Origin of the sequence: Nocardia sp. NPDC051463, assembly GCF_040681975.1 — a bacterium.
Taxonomy (GTDB): Bacteria; Actinomycetota; Actinomycetes; order Mycobacteriales; family Mycobacteriaceae; genus Nocardia.
Map to the genome: position 1 here is coordinate 35,371 of NZ_JBFBAB010000011.1, position 16,874 is coordinate 52,244.

A 16,874-nucleotide genomic window follows, 5' to 3' on the forward strand; every position below is an offset into this window, starting at 1 on the left:
CGAGGGAGCGTCAGCGCCGAACACCCGATGACGCTTTTGCAGGTGATGGCCGCCGACGATGCCGACAAGGTGCTGCTGCGGACCACCGACGACGCGGTGATCGCCGCCCAATTGGCCGACCGCGGAATCACTTTCGACCGCTGGCCGGTGGTGGACAATGCGGCCGACACCGCATCGGACGCGCTGCTGGCCGAGTACACCGACCGGGTCACCGAGCTCAACGCCTCCGGGCGATACCGACACATCGACATCGCGCGCATCCATCCCGACGACGCGAACCCCGAATGGCCGCGGATCGCCAAGGGCGCCCGCGAGAAGTTCCTTGATGAACACCGGCACGCCGAAGACGAGGTGCGCTTCTTCGCAGGCGGCCGCGGGTGCTTCTACCTGCACCTCGATGATGCGGTGCTGGCCGTCGTCTGCGAAGGCGGCGACCTGCTCTCGGTCCCGGCCGCAACCCTGCACTGGTTCGATATGGGCACCCGCCCCGATTTCATCGCCATCCGTTTCTTCGAGGAAGAAGACGGCTGGGTCGGCGATTTCACTGGTGACCGCATCAGCGAAGGTTTCCCGACCCTCGACCAGCTGCTCGCGGCGCCGTGATCGCCGCGGTCGTCGTCGATATCGAAGGCACCACCAGCCCCACCAGCTCGGTGCGCGAGGATCTGTACGGCTACACCAGGGCCAGGCTTCCGGAGTGGCTTGCCGAAAACCGGACGGGGGCCGCCGTCCCCATCATCGCGGCGACCAGGGCGCTTGCCGAACGCCCCGACGCCGACGCGGCCGAGGTGGCCGCGATCCTGCGCGATTGGCTCGGTTCGGATGTCAAGGCGGAGCCGCTCAAGGCAGCGCAGGGACTGATCTGTCACGAAGGCTTCCGCTCCGGCGCCCTGCACGGCGAGTTCTTTCCCGACGTCGCGCCCGCGCTCGCCGCATGGCGGGCCGCCGGACTCGATCTCTATGTGTACTCGTCGGGATCGGTACGCAACCAGCAGGATTGGTTCGCCTTCGCCCGCGGTGGCGAACTCGCCTCGCTGATCGGCGGCTATTTCGACCTGTCCACCGCGGGGCCGAAACGGGAGTCCTCGTCCTACGAGAAGATCGCGGGCGCGATCGGTACGCCCGCCGGGCGGATCCTGTTTCTGTCCGACCACCCCGATGAACTCGACGCCGCCGTTGCCGCGGGGTGGTCGGCGATCGGCGTCCATCGGCCCGGCGAACCCAATCCGCCGCGACCACCGCACCGCTGGGTCGACTCGTTCACCGAAGTCCACCTGCGCTGAGTCCTCTCCAGCTGCGCTGACCCACCCCGAGCTGCGCCGAATCACGCCAACCCGCGCCGAGCCGTTCTCAGCGGTGGCCGACCCGCGTGCTCAAGCGCCGGAGATGCCGATCTGGCTGCGCGCCGCATCTCGGTGACCGTGCTGTACGGAGGCGAAGATGCGACGCGCATGCACCGCGACGGGACTGGTCGACCAGGGCGCCATGGCGGTGGTGAACATGAGCTCGCACCAGGACATGGCAGGAACATCGCCCGCGGCCAGCGTTGCGATGAGCGACATCTCGGTGTCGTGGCCCGCCCACGCGGCGAGCAGCCAGGCCGTGTCGAGCCTGCCGATGAATTCCTCGGCATCCTCCGGCAGACCGTGCGGGGTATCGACAGCGAGATGGACGACCGCGGCGATCGCGTGCCGCATCCTGGCATCCAATCCGACGGCGTCGTGCAGCAGCAGCGCTTCCAGCGCGGAGCGCAGCTCTACACCGGGGTCGAAGGCCGAGTTGTCGACCATCGGGTTGCTAGCGCGCGAGCTGCGAATCATTGGAACTATCTCCTTCGAGTCGGTATCGAGTTGTGGGTGCGCGATGACCGAGCGCAGAGCGCACGACTCGAGCACACCGGGTCGGCCGTCCTCGACCAGGCTGACCAGCGCACCCGGGTTCCAGTCCAGCCTGCCGAACGCCAGGCACCAGTCCAGCGCCGGATTGTCCTCGGCTACCACCACATCCAGCGCCAATCCCGACATCGACGCGGTGCACGCCAGGGTGACGGCATCTACGTCCGGTTCGGTGATGGTCAGATGCAGGGTCGCTTCGTCATGGCCCGCGTCGGCGCGAGCCCGGCCCGCCAACCAGACCGCGCGGGCCGCGGCGGCCATTGCTCCGGCACGGCGGTCACCGTGCGGATGATCGAGATCGGTATCGAGAAAGGGGCCGTACCAGAGCGCTCGGCCCTCGTCCCCGCATACCGCGAAGGTGCCGTTCGAGCAGTCCGCGGCCGCAGCCAGCGTGATGTGGGGCACCAGTTGGATGTCATTCACCATGAAACACTCACTCCCGCAATGTGCGCGCAACCTGTCCTCATCGGCCGGATACTCGCGAGGTCGTCACCAACTTCCCGAATTTCCCGATAAGCGGATCAAATACGCTCCGACACGGCTTGTCCAGAGAATCGATAACATCGTGCAAACCCTGTGATGTACTTACACCGGACAGTGAAACTCCGCCCGGATGCAACACTCAACTGTGTAGCGCATCCGGTGGGCAATACCGTGGCCGGCGACCTTTTGAGCGGTACCGTCACCGTCATGCCTTATGTTCAATCCGGCTCGGTCACAGTTCATTTCCAGCAGAGCCGGAGTCGCGGACCTGTTCTGCTGCTCGCCCACGGATTTCTCATGGACGAATCTATGTTCGATCCTGTACGGAAACCCCTGACCGCCGCGGGAATCAATGTGGTGACGTGGGACGCGCGCGGCCACGGCGGAACAAGAGCACCACGCGACGAGCCGTTCACTTATTGGGATCTAGCAGCCGACGCACTTACGGTTTTGAATGCGCTCGGTATCGAAAAGGCCGTCATCGGCGGGATGAGTCAGGGCGGTTACGCGGCGCTGCGCACTGCTCTGCTCGCACCCGATCGCGTACTCGGACTTGCTCTGCTCGATACCGAGGCAGGCGCGTGCAGTCTGCCCGAATGGACGCACTACCGCGCTTTCTTCGACGCTTGGTGTGGTCAGGAAGAACCCCTTGCGCTGATCGCGGAGGCCCTGGCGCCGCAGCTGATCGGCGGTCCGGACCCGGCCGCGTGGACGCGCTGGATCACCCGCTGGCGAGCGGGTGATCGCCGCGCTATCCGCGCGGCCGCGCATTGCCTGATGACCCGGGATTCGGTGCTGCACCGACTGCCCGAAATCGAGGTGCCCGCGCTGGTTCTGCGTGGCAGCCTCGATGCATCCAGCACCGCGATCAAGTCGGCGGCGTTGGCCTACGGGCTCCCCGGCGCGTCCGGAGTGGTCACGGTGCCCGATGCCGGGCACGGCGCGGTCTGGACCCATCCCGAGCTGGTAGCACCGCCATTGCTGCAGCTCATGTGCCGTGCACGCTACGAACCGAACGATTCCGTTGTGGGCGCGGTCGCAGGGCACGAGGTGCGGATGCCGAGAAAGAATTGGACCCTGCCCGGATAGTTACCAGAGTCCACCCGGAACATCTGGACATCGAGGCTGTAGCACTCGTCGGTATCGAGGTCACGAACATACATCGGCTGGTCTCTGCCGTAGATGGTGCGGCCCGCGGCCCACATGGCTCGAAATTCCGGATAGTGGCCGAGCTCGTCGAGCAGTTCGGCAGACCACGCGGTGTCACCCGATTGGCCGATGAGGCCACGCAGCCAGTCCACCGTGAGCGCGGCCTCGCGCCGCCAATCGACCATGACCCGTTTGGACAGCTCGTTGCCGAAAAACCAGCGCAGGATATTGACGTCCTCGACCAACCCGGGAAAAGTGGCGTCGTAGGCGTCATTGCACGCCAGAATGTTCCATCTGGTGTCCAGGTAGCTGGCGGCATTCGGCTCATGCAGTCGCAGCCCGTTACGCATGTCATCACTGATCTCGGCACGCAACTGCGACACGCCGGGAAACGTTTCTTCGGACAGCCCGGCCAGATCGCAAAGATGTCTACGCTCGGCATCTGCCAACGGGCTGATCCGATCCAGATAGGCGATCAGCGAGGTCACCACCGCCTTGGTCGGGTGATCGCGATCGCCGCCCTCGAGATGAGTGATATAGCTGGAGCTGACCCCCGCGGCGAATGCCAGCTTTTCCCGGGATATGCGCCGATCGTCACGCAAACGGCGCAGCAGCCCCCCGAACGTAGGGGGGCGTAATTGATTCTCTTCACCGGCATCGGTCGACTTGCTCAACACAGCAATCCACTCCTATGAAGCTGTAGTCGTATCAACAAGTTGGGTACATCTACACCAGAGCAAGCCGAACAGTTCGCGCCGCCCGCGGCGCGCATTCGATCGGGCCGGTCACGAGACCATCGTCGGCGCTGCGAGTCCGCTCCATGGGAGTCGATATTAAACGATGTTCGTTCTTTATATTCGAAGCACACGCCGCCTAATAGCAACGTTGTAGCAATATTCACGAAGTCGAATCCGGCTCGCAGCCACCAACATTCGAGACCGCCGAGACCCACATCGGCAGCCCAACCGAAGCCTTGACACCTCGACGATCACCCGGCCGACCGGACTCGCTGAATGGTTGCAGGCCACGAAATCCGCTCGACGCCGCCGCGGCCGTGCCGATCCGGCCGCCGCGCGGTCCAGACATCGACTGTCGTGATCGCGGCGACCGAATCGCGACGCGGTTCGAGAGGACAGCCCATCGAAGCCCGACCGCACCCGGCGCGGTGGCCGGACCCTCCGACATCTCGACGCTGCCGACCGATGGCAACACGCACCGCCGCGCAGGCACCGCCACCGGCGGCCGATCCGATCGCGGCCTCGACCCCCTACACGTACGAAGAATAATCCGCCTGCACGACGGCCGCCGAAATTATCGGCAAATGCACAGCGACACGGCACGGTGCTTGCAATAATCGCTCCGCACGTCCTATCCGCAGGACCACAGGGCACGGCAAGCCATCCACGGCACCCGTCGAGAACGTGTTAACAAATGTAAAGCAAACAATAACCAGCGGTTTCCAAAGCTTCACCGGCACGCCCCCGAAACACTTGCCGGTAGCGGCATTTCAGCCGGTCAGACCGCATCGACGCTGGTCGCACGCAGGTCAGCAGCGATTCGCCGCTACCGCACGGTGACCGTGATATTGCCGCGACCTCACAGCTCACCAAGCGCAGACGCGCGTTGTGAGAGAACCATTTTGACGCGCCACCCGACCTCCCTACAGTCGGAGCATCAGCCCGATTTCACAGCTCGAAGGGGGCGTCGTGGTTAATTCACGCACTCGGGGCTCCGCGCCCTCCGATTCGGCCGATCGGCCATCGCCCGATGCCGGCGATGCGCTCCTTCGATTGGGCAAATATTTTCGGCGCGGCGAGGCCTCCGCCGATCAACGCAGCCTGCATCAGGTCGGCGGGCGCAGCGCCGACGAGTTCTACCGAGATCGGTGGTCACACGACAAGGTCGTGCGCTCCACACACGGGGTCAACTGCACCGGGTCGTGCTCATGGAAGATCTACGTCAAGGACGGCGTGATCACCTGGGAGTCCCAGCAGACCGACTATCCCTCGGTTGGTTCGGACAAGCCCGAGTACGAGCCACGCGGCTGTCCGCGCGGGGCCTCGTTCTCCTGGTACACCTACTCTCCGGCGCGAGTGCGCTACCCGTATGTGCGCGGCGTGCTGTTGGAGATGTACCGGGAAGCCAAGGAACGCTGTAAAGATCCGGTGCTGGCCTGGGCCGATATCGTCGAGGATCCCGCCAAGGCCGAGCGCTACAAGACCGCGCGCGGCAAGGGGGGTTTCGTGCGGGCCGAGTGGTGGGAGGCCGCGGAGATCGCCGCTGCCGCGCACGTGCACACCATCAAACGCTACGGTCCGGACCGCGTGGCGGGCTTTTCCCCCATTCCCGCCATGTCCATGGTCAGCCATGCTGTCGGCGCCCGGTTCATCTCCCTGCTCGGCGGTTCGATGCTGTCGTTCTACGACTGGTACGCCGATCTCCCGGTGGCCTCACCACAGGTGTTCGGCGACCAGACCGATGTTCCGGAATCAGCCGACTGGTTCGATGCGGGCTACCTGATCATGTGGGGCTCGAATGTGCCGGTCACCCGAACACCGGACGCCCATTACATGACCGAAGCCCGCTATCGCGGGCAGAAGGTCGTTGTGGTGTCGCCCGACTATGCCGACAACACCAAGTTCGCCGACGAATGGGTGCCTGCGCGTCCGGGAACCGACGCGGCCCTCGCCATGTCGATGGGGCACGTCATCCTGAAGGAGTTCTTTGTCGATCGCGGCACGCCGCGGTTCCTGGACTACATCAAGCGCTACACCGACTTGCCGTTCTTGGTGTGCGTGGATGACCCGGAGGGCTGGGACGCCGACGGCGTCTATCACCACGACGGCGCGGTGCCCGGCAAGTTCCTTACCGCCGCCGACCTCGGCCGGACCGGTGAGGGTGTGGAGCACAAGCCGGTGCTGCTGGACGAGGCGGGAAAACCCGTGGTGCCCAATGGTTCGCTGGGACACCGTTTCAGCGCGAGCGATGCGGGCAAGTGGAACCTCGACCTCGAAGGTGTCGATCCGCTGTTGACCCTGCACGGCAGACCGGATCAGCAGCCGGTCACGGTGCGGCTGCCGCGCTTCGATTCCGACAAGCCTGGCGTACTTCTGCGTGGCGTGCCGACCACGATGATCGGCGGCAGGCGCGTCACCACGGTCTTCGACCTGCTGTTGGCACAGTATGGCGTCGGCAGGGACGGGCTGCCCGGTGAGTGGCCGACCGGCTACGACGACGCCTCCCAGCCCTATACCCCGGCTTGGCAGGAGACCATCACCGGCGTTCCCGCCGCACAGGCCGAGCGGATCGCCCGCGAATTCGCCGACAACGCCGACAGATCCGGCGGCCGCTCGATGATCCTGATGGGGGCAGGCACCAACCACTGGTTCCATTCCGATCAGATATATCGCGCCTTCTTCACCCTCACCCTGCTCACCGGATGTCAGGGCGTCAACGGCGGCGGCTGGGCGCACTATGTGGGCCAGGAGAAGTGCCGACCGGTAACAGGTTGGGCGACTTTGGCTTTCGGCCTGGACTGGCAGCGCCCACCACGGCAGATGCAGGGCACCGTGTTCTGGTATCTGAGCAACGACCAGTGGCGCTACGACCCGTTCACCGCACAGGCTTTCGCCTCCCCGTTAGGCAGTGGAGCTTTCGCGGGACGGACCGCCGCCGACAATATCGCGCTGGCCAGCCGACTCGGTTGGATGCCGAGTTACCCGACCTTCGACCGTAATCCGCTCGACCTCGCCGACGAGGCCGACGCGGCGGGCAAGAGCGCCCCCGACCACGTGGTGGACAGCCTGAAGTCGGGCACGCTGAGTTTCGCCTGCGAAGATCCCGACGCGCCGGAGAACTTCCCGCGCTGCCTGACCGTATGGCGCGCCAACCTGCTCGGCTCCTCCGGCAAGGGCAACGAATACTTCCACCGGCACCTGCTCGGCGCGGACTCCAACCTGCAGACCACCGACGACACCGGCGTGCGACCACAAGAGCTGGTCTGGCGAGAGAACGCACCGACCGGGAAGCTCGATCTCCTTCTCTCCCTGGACTTCCGGATGACAAGCACCACCCTGTTCTCCGATATCGTGTTGCCCGCCGCGACCTGGTACGAGAAGCACGACCTGTCCTCGACCGATATGCATCCCTTCGTGCATGCCTTCTCCCCCGCCATCTCACCACCGTGGGAGGCCAAGACCGATTTCGATGCCTTCCACCGGATCGCACGCGGCTTCTCCTGGATGGCCGAAAAGCATCTCGGCACGCGCAAGGACATCGTCGCGGTGCCGCTGCAACACGATTCGCCCGATGCGCTCGCACAGGTCGGCGGTCGGGTGCTGGACTGGAAAGCCGGTGAGTGCGAGCCGATTCCGGGCAAGACGATGCCGAAGATCGTGGTGGTCGAGCGGGACTACTCGAAGATCGCGGAGAAGATGGCCGCACTCGGACCGCTCGTCGAAACACTCGGTGTCACGACCAAGGGCGTCACCACCCATCCTGACGAAGAGGTCGCCTACCTCGCCGGTGTGAACGGCACCGTGGTTTCCGGTGTGGCGCAGGGTCGCCCGTCGCTGGCGAAGGATACGCACGCCGCGGAGACGATCCTCGCGTTGTCCGGCACCACCAACGGCAGACTCGCGGTCGAAGGCTTCCAGGCGCTGGAGCGACGCACCGGAACCCAGCTGGCGGATCTGGCCGCCGAGCACGAGGGCAAGCGAATCACTTTCGCCGACACCCAAGCCCGGCCGGTACCGGTCATCACCTCACCGGAGTGGTCGGGTAGCGAGACCGGCGGGCGCCGGTACTCGCCGTTCACCATCAACACCGAGCGGCTCAAGCCATGGCACACCCTGACCGGGCGTCAGCACTTCTATCTCGACCACGACTGGATGGTCGAACTCGGCGAGCAACTCCCGATCTTCCGGCCCCCCTTGGACATGACTGCCTTGTTCAGCGAGCCGGATGTGGGTGAGGTCGGCGCAGGCGGTGTGACAGTCCGGTATCTCACACCGCATTCGAAGTGGTCGATCCATTCGGCCTACCAGGACAACCTGCACATGCTGACGCTCTCCCGCGGCGGCCAATCGATCTGGATGTCGGAGAAAGATGCGGCGAAAATCGGTGTGGCCGACAATGATTGGATCGAAGCGGTTAATCGCAACGGCATCGTCGTCGCACGCGCGATCGTCAGCCATCGGATGCCGGAAGGCACTGTGTTCATGTATCACGCCCAGGACCGGGCGGTGGGTGTGCCACGCATCGAAACGAGCTCCGAGATCAATGATGCGCGCGGCAAGCGCGGCGGCATCCACAACGCGCTCACCCGCATCATGATCAAGCCCTCACACCTCATCGGCGGCTATGCGCAGCAATCCTTCGCGCTGAACTACCACGGCCCCACCGGAAATCAGCGCGACGAAGTGACGACGATCCGTCGTCGCTCGCAGGAAGTGGAGTACTGATATGCGCGTGATGGCACAGATGGCCATGGTGATGAACCTCGACAAGTGCATCGGCTGCCACACCTGCAGCGTCACCTGCAAGCAGGCCTGGACCAATCGTGGTGGCACCGAGTACATGTGGTTCAACAACGTGGAAACTCGTCCAGGACAGGGCTATCCACGGCAGTACCAGGATCAGCAGAAGTGGAAGGGCGGCTGGGAACTGGGCAGGCGCGGCAAGCTGACGCTGAAATCCGGCTCTCGGATGAAGCGGCTGCTGAACATCTTCGCCAATCCGGACTTGCCGACGGTGACCGATTACTACGAGCCGTGGAGCTACGACTATGACAACCTGCTGTCGGCTCCGGCCATGGACACCACGCCGGTTGCCCAGCCGAAATCACTGATCACCGGGAAGAACACCGACATCACCTGGGGCGCGAACTGGGATGACGACCTCGGCGGCGGCCCGGAGCAGGTCGGCAAGGATCCACTGCTCGCACGGTTGTCGGATCAGGTGAAGCTGGAGTTCGAGCAGACCTTCATGTTCTACCTGCCGCGGATCTGCGAGCACTGCCTCAACCCGTCCTGCGTCGCCTCGTGTCCCTCGGGCGCGATCTACAAACGCTCCGAAGACGGCATCGTGCTGGTCGATCAGGACAAGTGTCGAGGGTGGCGGCAGTGCATCACCGGCTGCCCGTACAAGAAGATCTATTTCAATCACAAGACCGGCAAGGCCGAGAAGTGCACCTTCTGCTACCCGCGCGTGGAAGTCGGCATGCCGACGGTGTGTTCGGAAACCTGTGTAGGGCGGCTGCGCTACATCGGCGTGATGTTGTACGACGCCGACGCCGTGCTCGCGGCCGCGTCTGTCACCGACACCAAGGACCTCTATCCGTCGCAGCTGGGTGTTTTCCTCAATCCGCACGACCCCCGCGTGGTCGCCGAGGCCGAACGCGCCGGGATCTCACCGGAATGGATCGATGCCGCACAGAACTCGCCGGTGTACAAGCTGATCGTCGATTACCAGATCGCACTGCCACTGCATCCGGAATACCGGACCATGCCGATGGTCTGGTACGTGCCACCGCTGTCGCCGGTGGTGGATGTGCTGTCGGAGACCGGTCACGACGGCGAGAGCGCCTCGAACCTGTTCGGCGCCATCGACGCACTGCGCATCCCGATCGAGTACCTCGCCGAGCTTTTCACCGCCGGTGAGGTCGGGCCGGTGCGCGCCGCGCTCCAGCGGCTCGCGGCGATGCGGTCTTTCATGCGCTCGGTGAATCTCGGGGTGGAACCGGATCCTTCGATCGCACCGTCGGTGCGACTGGAGCCGGAGGAGATCGAGGCGATGTATCGGCTGCTCGCCATCGCGAAATACGAACACCGCTATGTGATTCCGACTGGTGCGGGGACCCAGGCGCACGAGTTGGACTCCCTTGCCACCGGTTGCAGCCTGGACACCGACGGCGGGCCGGGTATGACGGCATTCGACACCATGGTCGAGAAGTTCCACCTCACCGACACCAATGGTGCTGCGCCGGAGGAGAAGTCGAATCGCATCAACCTCCTGAATTGGGACGGGCGCAATACCGAGGGATTGCTTCCTGCCGCGAACGGCGCCAATGGCAACGGCCACGGCACGAACGGCGCGGCGGGGAACGGCGTGGCGCGCGATGCTTCGGCCACCACGCCGACCGGAGCACAGCGATGAGTCTGCTGAAAGTGCGCAGGCGACCCGAACCGGTCGTCCCGATGCCCGAGCGGGACCGCCGCCTGGTGTGGCGGATCGCCGCACTGCTGCTCGACTACCCCGGCGAGCAGTTGCTGGCCGAGCTCGACCAGATATTCGACGCCGCAGCGCAATTGCCCGTCGAGGTCCGCCCACACCTCCTGGACTTCCTCGCCCATCTGCGTAGCGTCACGCAGCTCGAGCTCGCGAAGAAATACGTCGAGACCTTCGATATGCGCCGCCGGTCGAGCATGCACCTGACGTTCTACGCCTACGGCGACACCCGCAAGCGCGGGATGGCGCTGCTGCGGTTCAAGCACGCCTACCGGCATGCGGGCGTCGAGCTCGGCGACGAGGAATTGCCCGATCACCTGCCGGTGCTGCTGGAGTTCGCGGCGACTATCGACCCGATCGGCGGCGAACGACTGCTCGGCGAGCATGTGCCGGTGATCGAACTGCTACGACTGTCGCTGGCCGACAACGGTTCCCCGTATGCCGGGGTGCTGGCTGCCGTGGTCGCCACCCTGCCGCCACTGACCACCGCGGACCGGCGGCGCATTGCCGAGCTGGCCGCGCAGGGCCCACCGGAGGAAGAGGTCGGACTCGACACCTTTGCCATGGACCCCGCGCTGTTCGACGGATCGGGAGGCCGCCGATGACGACAACCTTCTGGATGACGCTGCCCTACGTGGCGTTCACCTCGTTCCTGCTCGGTCACCTGTGGCGCTATCGCAACGATCAATTCGGATGGACCACAAGGTCATCGCAGATCTATGAGAGTCGATTGCTGCGCCTGGGCAGCCCGCTGTTCCATTTCGGCATGCTCGGCGTGATCGGCGGACATGTGCTCGGTGTGCTGATACCGGAGTCCTGGACCACAGCCGTCGGCATCTCCGAGCACACCTACCACGTGGTCGCGGTATCGGCGGGCTCTGTCGCCGGACTCGCGGTGCTGCTCGGCGTCGGCATCCTGCTCTACCGCCGCGTCACCGTGCCCGCCGTCCGGAAGGCAACCACCCGCAACGACCAACTCATGTACGCGCTACTGGGTGCGGCTCTGGTCACCGGCCTGCTCAACACCTGGGGCAGCAACCTGCTGTGGGGCACCTACAACTACCGCGAGACCGTCTCCCCGTGGTTCCGTAGCCTTTTCACACTCCACCCTCGGCCCGAGCTGATGGTCGGGACCCCGTGGACCTTCCAAGTCCACGGCCTTGTCGTGCTGACACTCATCGGAATCTGGCCCTACACCCGCCTCGTCCACATGTTCAGCGCCCCCGTCGGCTACCTCACCCGTCCTTACATCGTCTACCGCAGTAAAGAATCCAACGCTCCCGACAAGCGCCGCTATGCCCGTGCCTGGGATGCCCCCGTCACGCCGGAACACTGGCGCTGACCCCGAGTTCGGGTCCTCTCACCCGATGCCCGACAGCCCCGCCCCCACTAGAACCCAAGACCTCGGAGGGCGGGGCTGTCCATATCGTGAGCGGCCCTATCCGGGCTCAGGCCTGGCCGTAGGCGTCCTGAAGAGCGCGCAGGTCGATCTTGGACATGCTGCGCAGTGCGGTGGCTACAGCGGCGGTCTTGGCGGGGTCGGCGCCCATCATCTTGGCGAGTGCGGCGGGGGCCACCTGCCAGGACAGGCCGTAGCGATCGGTGAGCCAACCGCACGGCCCCGGCTCACCGCCCTCGACCAGCGCGTCCCACAGGCGATCGACCTCGGCCTGGGTGTCGACGATGAGCTGCACCGACGCGGCGTCGGTGAGCGGGTGCCCCGGGCCGCCGTTCATCAGGGTGTAGGACTGGCCGTCGAGTTCGATGGCGACAATGAAAGCCGAACCGTCCGGGTGGCGGGTCACCTCGACGACGCGGGAGTTCGGCACGATCTCGGTGTAGCGGGTTGCGGCTTCCTCGGCCTGGCTGTCGAACCAGAAGAAGGTGGTGACGGTCATGGTGGCTCCTTGCTCGATGGCTGACGTGCTGTCACCCTTCGGTCGGAGCCGCCTGCCGCGCTTCGACGGATGTCGGCAGATTTCTCCGAGATTCTTTTCGCGGGCGCGGGGTGCCGATCAGGCGCAGGGCGGGGCGTCCGCGTCCTGGAAGAGAGGTTTGCCGGTGGGCGGGGCATAGACCGCATCGAGGACCAGCGGTTCGGTGCCGAGGTTCCGCCCGATATGGACATTCCACGAGCCGGCGGGTTCGTAGATGACCTCGCCCGTGCGGTACACGGGCGCGCCACAGTCCGGGCCGGGGTGGGTCAGAATGCCGGAGCGAACGAAGGCGAAGACCGGGCCGTCGTGGTAGTGCCACCCGGTGGAACCGCCTGGACCGATGGTGATTTCGCGGACGACGAGGTCCGTTCCTGCCACCAAGGGCAGCAGCCCGGCCGGTATCTGTGTTTGTGCCAAGGTGACCGCCGTGATGTCCGAACCCGGGGTGGCCTGCGCGGTGGCCGCGCCCAAGGATGAACCGCCCAGCATCAGCACCGCAATGCCCACACGTATGAATGGGGTCATCGAAGCAGCCTAGTCATCCGCACCCGACACGGGGAAGATCCGCCCGGCCGAGAATTCCTCGGCCACTGAAGCATTCGGTCAATTTGCACCGATTGTCCGATATGCCGTATCCGGTATGGCTCGCGGAATGCGAGTTCACCCACTATTCGTCTATGGCTCAGTGGTGTCGAGTTGCCGGACGCGCCGCGGACGTACAGCATCGGATGCCATGCCGTCGAATTCCTTGAACCCCGCGGGTGATGTTCCGGACACCGGAATACCGGCTGGCTCGGCCGCCCATATGACGATGGACGAGCAACACGAGTGGCATCGGGCGTTCCTCCGCCGCCACACGGTTTCCCGGCGCAATATCCTGCGCGGTGCGGCCGCCGCCGCAGCGGTCGCGGCAGTCGGCGCCTCTCCGTTCGGTAAGCGGGCCTACGCCGAAGGCACACAGCTCGCGGTCGGCGGGCGACACGTCGGATACGGAGCGGATGCGGCGAGTCAACTCCGGTTCTCCGGCCAACTGTCCCGTTCGCCCGCGGGTACGAAGGTCTTTCTGGACCACGGGCCGACGCCGGCGCTCGGCGGGACCGTCGAGGCCGAGGTCCGCAATCTGCTCACCCAGGTGCCCTCGAGCGACGGCGGGGTGCTCGCCGCGGAACAGTTCTATGTGCACGCGCCGGTGGACGGGCTGCCGGGGCGATTGCCGCACTTCTACCGGTGGCGGACCTCGGACGGCTTCCTCGGCGACATCCGGACCGCGGCCCCTGCGATGCCCACCGCCCGCGGCGCGATCGTGCCGTTCCGCTTCACCATGATGGGCGACCAGGGCACCGACGAGACTCCAGGACAGCCGCTCGGTGTCGCGGCGGGCGATTACGACGACAAGTACTACAAGCCGGACAACGACCCGACAGCGCCACACGCGTCCAACGTGCTGCGCCAAATCGCCTCCGCCACACCCGATTTCCACATCCTTGCCGGCGACATCGCCTATGCGGACCCCTCCGGCGCCGGCAAGCCGAATCGGTTCGTGGCCCACGGCGCGCAGCTACCGAGTGGATTCGACAAGTTCAATCCGTATGTGTGGGATGTCTACTTCGGCGCCATCGAGCGCAGCGCCGCTCAGACGCCGTGGCTGTTCGCCACCGGCAACCACGATATGGAAGCGACCTACGGAAGCCACGGCTACGCCGGTCATCTGGCGCGCCTGGATTTCCCCGGCAACGGACCGGCCGGGTGCCCCTCGGCGTATTCGTTCACCTACGGCAATGTCGCGGTCCTCTCGCTCGACGCCAACGACGTCTCCTATGAGATTCGAGCGAACACCGGGTATTCCGGTGGGGCGCAGACGAGTTGGGTCGAACAAACCCTCGCAGGCTACCGCGCGAACCCGGACATCGACTTCATCGTCTGCTTCTTCCACCACTGTGCCTACTCGACCACCGAAGCGCATGCCAGCGACGGCGGCGTCCGCGATGCCTGGACCGGGCTGTTCGACCGATATCAGGTGGATCTGGTGTTGCAGGGCCACAACCATGTCTACGAGCGGACCGACCCGATTCGCGCAGGCGCGGCGACGAAGGTCGCGGGCGACAACTCCCTCGTCTACCCGGAGACCGACGGCACCGTCTACTACACCGTCGGCGGTGGCGGACGGCCCCGCTACGACTTCCAGCCCGGCTCCCGAGAATCGTTCCGCGGCAACGAGTTGCCGGATACCACCGTGCCCGACAGCTACGTGTGGACGCCCGGCGGCGACAAGCAGGACGAATCGGCCCCGTGGTCGCGGGTCCGCTTCCGCAACTACTCGTTCCTGCGCGTCGATGTCCGGCCAGGCATCTTCGCCAGCGAAATGGAGGTGGTCGCCGTGGACGAATACGGTCGCGAGTTCGACCGCGTCACCTTCCGGCGGCTGGCCAGGCCGTAGCTCGACTCATCACCTCTTCGCGGGCAACGAGCGGGCGTAGTCGACACTGCGCTCCACCCACTCGTGCAGCGCCTCCTCACTCACCAGCGCTTCGTCGGTGACCCGCAGCCAGCCGCGCATCGACCGGCCGCCCATCACCATCGTCTCGACGAAGTCGTTGGCGAGCAGTTCGTCGGATTGCTCGGGATCGACCCTGGCCAGCAGCCCGCCCTGCCCGCTCGCCGCCACCGCCATATTGCCGCCGATCAGGAATGCCAGACCACCGAACATCTTCTTCTCGGTCAGGTCGGGTCCGGGTTCGATGAGCTCCCGGATCCGGTCGGCCAGTTCCACGTCGTATGCCATGGTCACATTGTCGCCCCGGGTACCGACAGGTTCGCGGCATCGCTTCCGGTGCGGCGACCCGCTCGCCTGCGGCTATGCGCCGATAGCCGCGGCGAACATCGGCCAGGACTCGTGCAGGTCGTCTTGCCAGTAGGCCCAGGCGTGCGTGCCGGGGCGCAAGTTCACCACAGCGGGGATGCCGAGCGCGGCGAGGCGGTCGACGAAGGGGCGGGTGCAGCCGCCGATGATGGTTTCCATGACGCCACCGACGAGCATGCGGTCCGCCAGCCGCGCGGGATTGCCGTCGATGCCCGGGTCGCTGAGGGTCTCGTGCACGCCGGGAGCGCCGTTGCCCGCCGAAACATAGAGGGCGACGCCGCGCAGGCGCTCGGTCTGCACCATCGGGTCGTGCTCGGCCCACGCCGGGTTGTCGGGTGCGCCCCACATGTTGTCGGCATTCGCGCCGAACGGCGCGAGCGAGGCGTGGACATAGGCATTCGCCGCCGGGTCACTGGTTCGCGGACACCCACTGTAGGCGCCGACCGCCTGATAGAAGCCGGGTGCGCCGATCGCGAGGTTCAGTGCGGACGTCGCGGACATGGACAGTCCCGCAACGGCATTGCGGCCGGTCATCCCGAATCGCGCCTCGAGCAGCGGGGGCAGCTCCCTGGTCAAGAAGGTCGTCCACTGATTGCGGCCGAGCGCGGGATCGTCGCGCAGCCAGTCGGTGTAGTAGGTGGCCCGCCCGCTCATCGGCAGGATCACGTTGACGTTCTTGTCCGCGAAGAATTCCGCGACATCGGTGCGGCGCGTCCACGCGCCGCCCTCTTCGCCGCCGTCCACAGCATTCAGCAAATACAGAGCAGGCGCGCCAGGACCTGGGTGCGACATCCACAGTGTGATCGGACGATTCATCGCCGCCGAGTGGACCACCACCTCGAGTTGCCGTCCGCCGAGCGGGCGCACATCGAGGATGCTGGAGTCGTTCGGGTCGGCCGCAGCCACCGTAGCTGGGGCTATCGCAGCCGAAAGGGCAATGACGGAAACCAGGCATCGCAGCAGCCGGTACATGATCTGGATTCTTGCGCATCGAAACGCTGGGGGCTCGGACATTCGCCACGCGTGTTCTCCAGCCGAAAGCACCCGCATGTCGACGCCGCCTTCGGGTGCCGGATAGGCGCGCAGCTTGCTTTCAGCAATCGATCAGTGGAGCGTGCGCGGCTGATCCCGGGGCGGCGTGCGACCGGTAGGCATACAGCCACTCCGCGCCTGCGACGAGGAACGGGACGCCAGTGTTCATCACTCGCCGAAGCAGGATCGGGAAGTTCTACCCCCGCCGGCGCCGGCAGATTCGGCGATTCGCTCGAGGCACCGACCGCAGGATCGGACCGATCATGGTGCTTGCCCTCGCGCTCCAGGGTG

Annotated in this window: 14 protein-coding genes; 8 read left to right on the top strand and 6 right to left on the bottom strand. The window is 65.5% G+C overall.

Features of this window, described 5'->3' with window-relative positions; translation table 11 throughout:
* Positions 1-27 precede the first annotated feature (27 nt).
* Positions 28-603: a cupin gene (locus AB0M74_RS16680; RefSeq protein WP_366527125.1), complete on the top strand. Its 576-nt coding sequence runs from the start codon at positions 28-30 to the stop codon at positions 601-603.
* Complete coding sequence (mtnC, locus tag AB0M74_RS16685) at positions 600-1,283, top strand: acireductone synthase (RefSeq protein WP_366527126.1); 684 nt, start codon at positions 600-602, stop codon at positions 1,281-1,283. The genes AB0M74_RS16680 and mtnC overlap by 4 nt, the downstream gene beginning before the upstream one ends.
* Positions 1,284-1,373: 90 nt before the next feature.
* Here the strand turns inward: mtnC and AB0M74_RS16690 are convergent, their stop codons facing one another.
* Positions 1,374-2,321, bottom strand: coding sequence for a hypothetical protein (locus AB0M74_RS16690; protein WP_366527127.1), 948 nt, complete (start codon positions 2,319-2,321; stop codon positions 1,374-1,376).
* A gap of 264 nt (positions 2,322-2,585) precedes the next feature.
* On the opposite strand from AB0M74_RS16690, the gene AB0M74_RS16695 reads away from it, so the two are divergent.
* Positions 2,586-3,467, top strand: coding sequence for an alpha/beta hydrolase (locus tag AB0M74_RS16695; protein WP_366527128.1), 882 nt, complete (start codon positions 2,586-2,588; stop codon positions 3,465-3,467).
* Here AB0M74_RS16695 and AB0M74_RS16700 read toward each other — a convergent pair.
* On the bottom strand, positions 3,383-4,204 hold the full coding sequence (locus AB0M74_RS16700) for a helix-turn-helix transcriptional regulator (RefSeq protein ID WP_366527129.1): 822 nt from the start codon (positions 4,202-4,204) through the stop codon (positions 3,383-3,385). The genes AB0M74_RS16695 and AB0M74_RS16700 overlap by 85 nt on opposite strands.
* 1,113 nt (positions 4,205-5,317) lie before the next feature.
* Here AB0M74_RS16700 and AB0M74_RS16705 point away from each other — a divergent pair.
* From AB0M74_RS16705 to narI, 4 genes are read left to right on the top strand one after another with little or no spacing between them, the layout of a single operon-like run.
* A complete protein-coding gene (locus tag AB0M74_RS16705; protein ID WP_366527130.1) occupies positions 5,318-8,989 on the top strand; it encodes a nitrate reductase subunit alpha in 3,672 nt (1,223 codons plus the stop codon).
* Position 8,990: 1 nt separating this feature from the next.
* Positions 8,991-10,682: a nitrate reductase subunit beta gene (gene narH / locus AB0M74_RS16710; protein WP_366527131.1), complete on the top strand. Its 1,692-nt coding sequence runs from the start codon at positions 8,991-8,993 to the stop codon at positions 10,680-10,682.
* Positions 10,679-11,359 (top strand): nitrate reductase molybdenum cofactor assembly chaperone, encoded by a 681-nt coding sequence (narJ, locus tag AB0M74_RS16715; protein ID WP_366527132.1) that lies wholly within the window; start codon positions 10,679-10,681, stop codon positions 11,357-11,359. The genes narH and narJ overlap by 4 nt, the downstream gene beginning before the upstream one ends.
* Positions 11,356-12,096 (top strand): respiratory nitrate reductase subunit gamma, encoded by a 741-nt coding sequence (gene narI / locus AB0M74_RS16720; RefSeq protein ID WP_366527133.1) that lies wholly within the window; start codon positions 11,356-11,358, stop codon positions 12,094-12,096. The genes narJ and narI overlap by 4 nt, the downstream gene beginning before the upstream one ends.
* Before the next feature lie 106 nt (positions 12,097-12,202).
* On the opposite strand, the gene AB0M74_RS16725 is transcribed toward narI, so the two are convergent.
* The gene (locus AB0M74_RS16725; RefSeq protein ID WP_366527134.1) at positions 12,203-12,652 is read right to left on the bottom strand and encodes a VOC family protein; all 450 of its coding nucleotides are present in this window, start codon (positions 12,650-12,652) and stop codon (positions 12,203-12,205) included.
* A 117-nt stretch (positions 12,653-12,769) separates the two neighbouring features.
* On the bottom strand, positions 12,770-13,216 hold the full coding sequence (locus AB0M74_RS16730; RefSeq protein WP_366527135.1) for a cupin domain-containing protein: 447 nt from the start codon (positions 13,214-13,216) through the stop codon (positions 12,770-12,772).
* A 208-nt stretch (positions 13,217-13,424) separates the two neighbouring features.
* Between AB0M74_RS16730 and AB0M74_RS16735 the strand changes: the two genes are divergently transcribed.
* A complete protein-coding gene (locus AB0M74_RS16735; protein WP_366527136.1) occupies positions 13,425-15,128 on the top strand; it encodes a metallophosphoesterase in 1,704 nt (567 codons plus the stop codon).
* Between the two features lie 9 nt (positions 15,129-15,137).
* Here AB0M74_RS16735 and AB0M74_RS16740 read toward each other — a convergent pair whose 3' ends face one another.
* The gene (locus AB0M74_RS16740) at positions 15,138-15,473 is read right to left on the bottom strand and encodes a TfoX/Sxy family protein (protein WP_366527137.1); all 336 of its coding nucleotides are present in this window, start codon (positions 15,471-15,473) and stop codon (positions 15,138-15,140) included.
* 72 nt (positions 15,474-15,545) lie between these two features.
* Positions 15,546-16,523, bottom strand: coding sequence for an alpha/beta hydrolase family protein (locus AB0M74_RS16745; protein ID WP_366527138.1), 978 nt, complete (start codon positions 16,521-16,523; stop codon positions 15,546-15,548).
* Positions 16,524-16,874: the final 351 nt, after the last annotated feature.

Bases quoted from the DNA above. Each gene is read 5' to 3' on its own strand.
- AB0M74_RS16680 (WP_366527125.1), top strand. From the start codon at position 28: ATGACGCTTTTGCAGGTGATGGCCGCCGACGATGCCGACAAGGTGCTG.
- AB0M74_RS16690 (WP_366527127.1), bottom strand. From the start codon at position 2,321: ATGGTGAATGACATCCAACTGGTGCCCCACATCACGCTGGCTGCGGCC.
- AB0M74_RS16695 (WP_366527128.1), top strand. From the start codon at position 2,586: ATGCCTTATGTTCAATCCGGCTCGGTCACAGTTCATTTCCAGCAGAGC.
- narH (WP_366527131.1), top strand. From the start codon at position 8,991: ATGCGCGTGATGGCACAGATGGCCATGGTGATGAACCTCGACAAGTGC.
- narJ (WP_366527132.1), top strand. From the start codon at position 10,679: ATGAGTCTGCTGAAAGTGCGCAGGCGACCCGAACCGGTCGTCCCGATG.
- narI (WP_366527133.1), top strand. From the start codon at position 11,356: ATGACGACAACCTTCTGGATGACGCTGCCCTACGTGGCGTTCACCTCG.
- AB0M74_RS16725 (WP_366527134.1), bottom strand. From the start codon at position 12,652: ATGACCGTCACCACCTTCTTCTGGTTCGACAGCCAGGCCGAGGAAGCC.
- AB0M74_RS16730 (WP_366527135.1), bottom strand. From the start codon at position 13,216: ATGACCCCATTCATACGTGTGGGCATTGCGGTGCTGATGCTGGGCGGT.
- AB0M74_RS16735 (WP_366527136.1), top strand. From the start codon at position 13,425: ATGCCGTCGAATTCCTTGAACCCCGCGGGTGATGTTCCGGACACCGGA.
- AB0M74_RS16740 (WP_366527137.1), bottom strand. From the start codon at position 15,473: ATGGCATACGACGTGGAACTGGCCGACCGGATCCGGGAGCTCATCGAA.
- AB0M74_RS16745 (WP_366527138.1), bottom strand. From the start codon at position 16,523: ATGTACCGGCTGCTGCGATGCCTGGTTTCCGTCATTGCCCTTTCGGCT.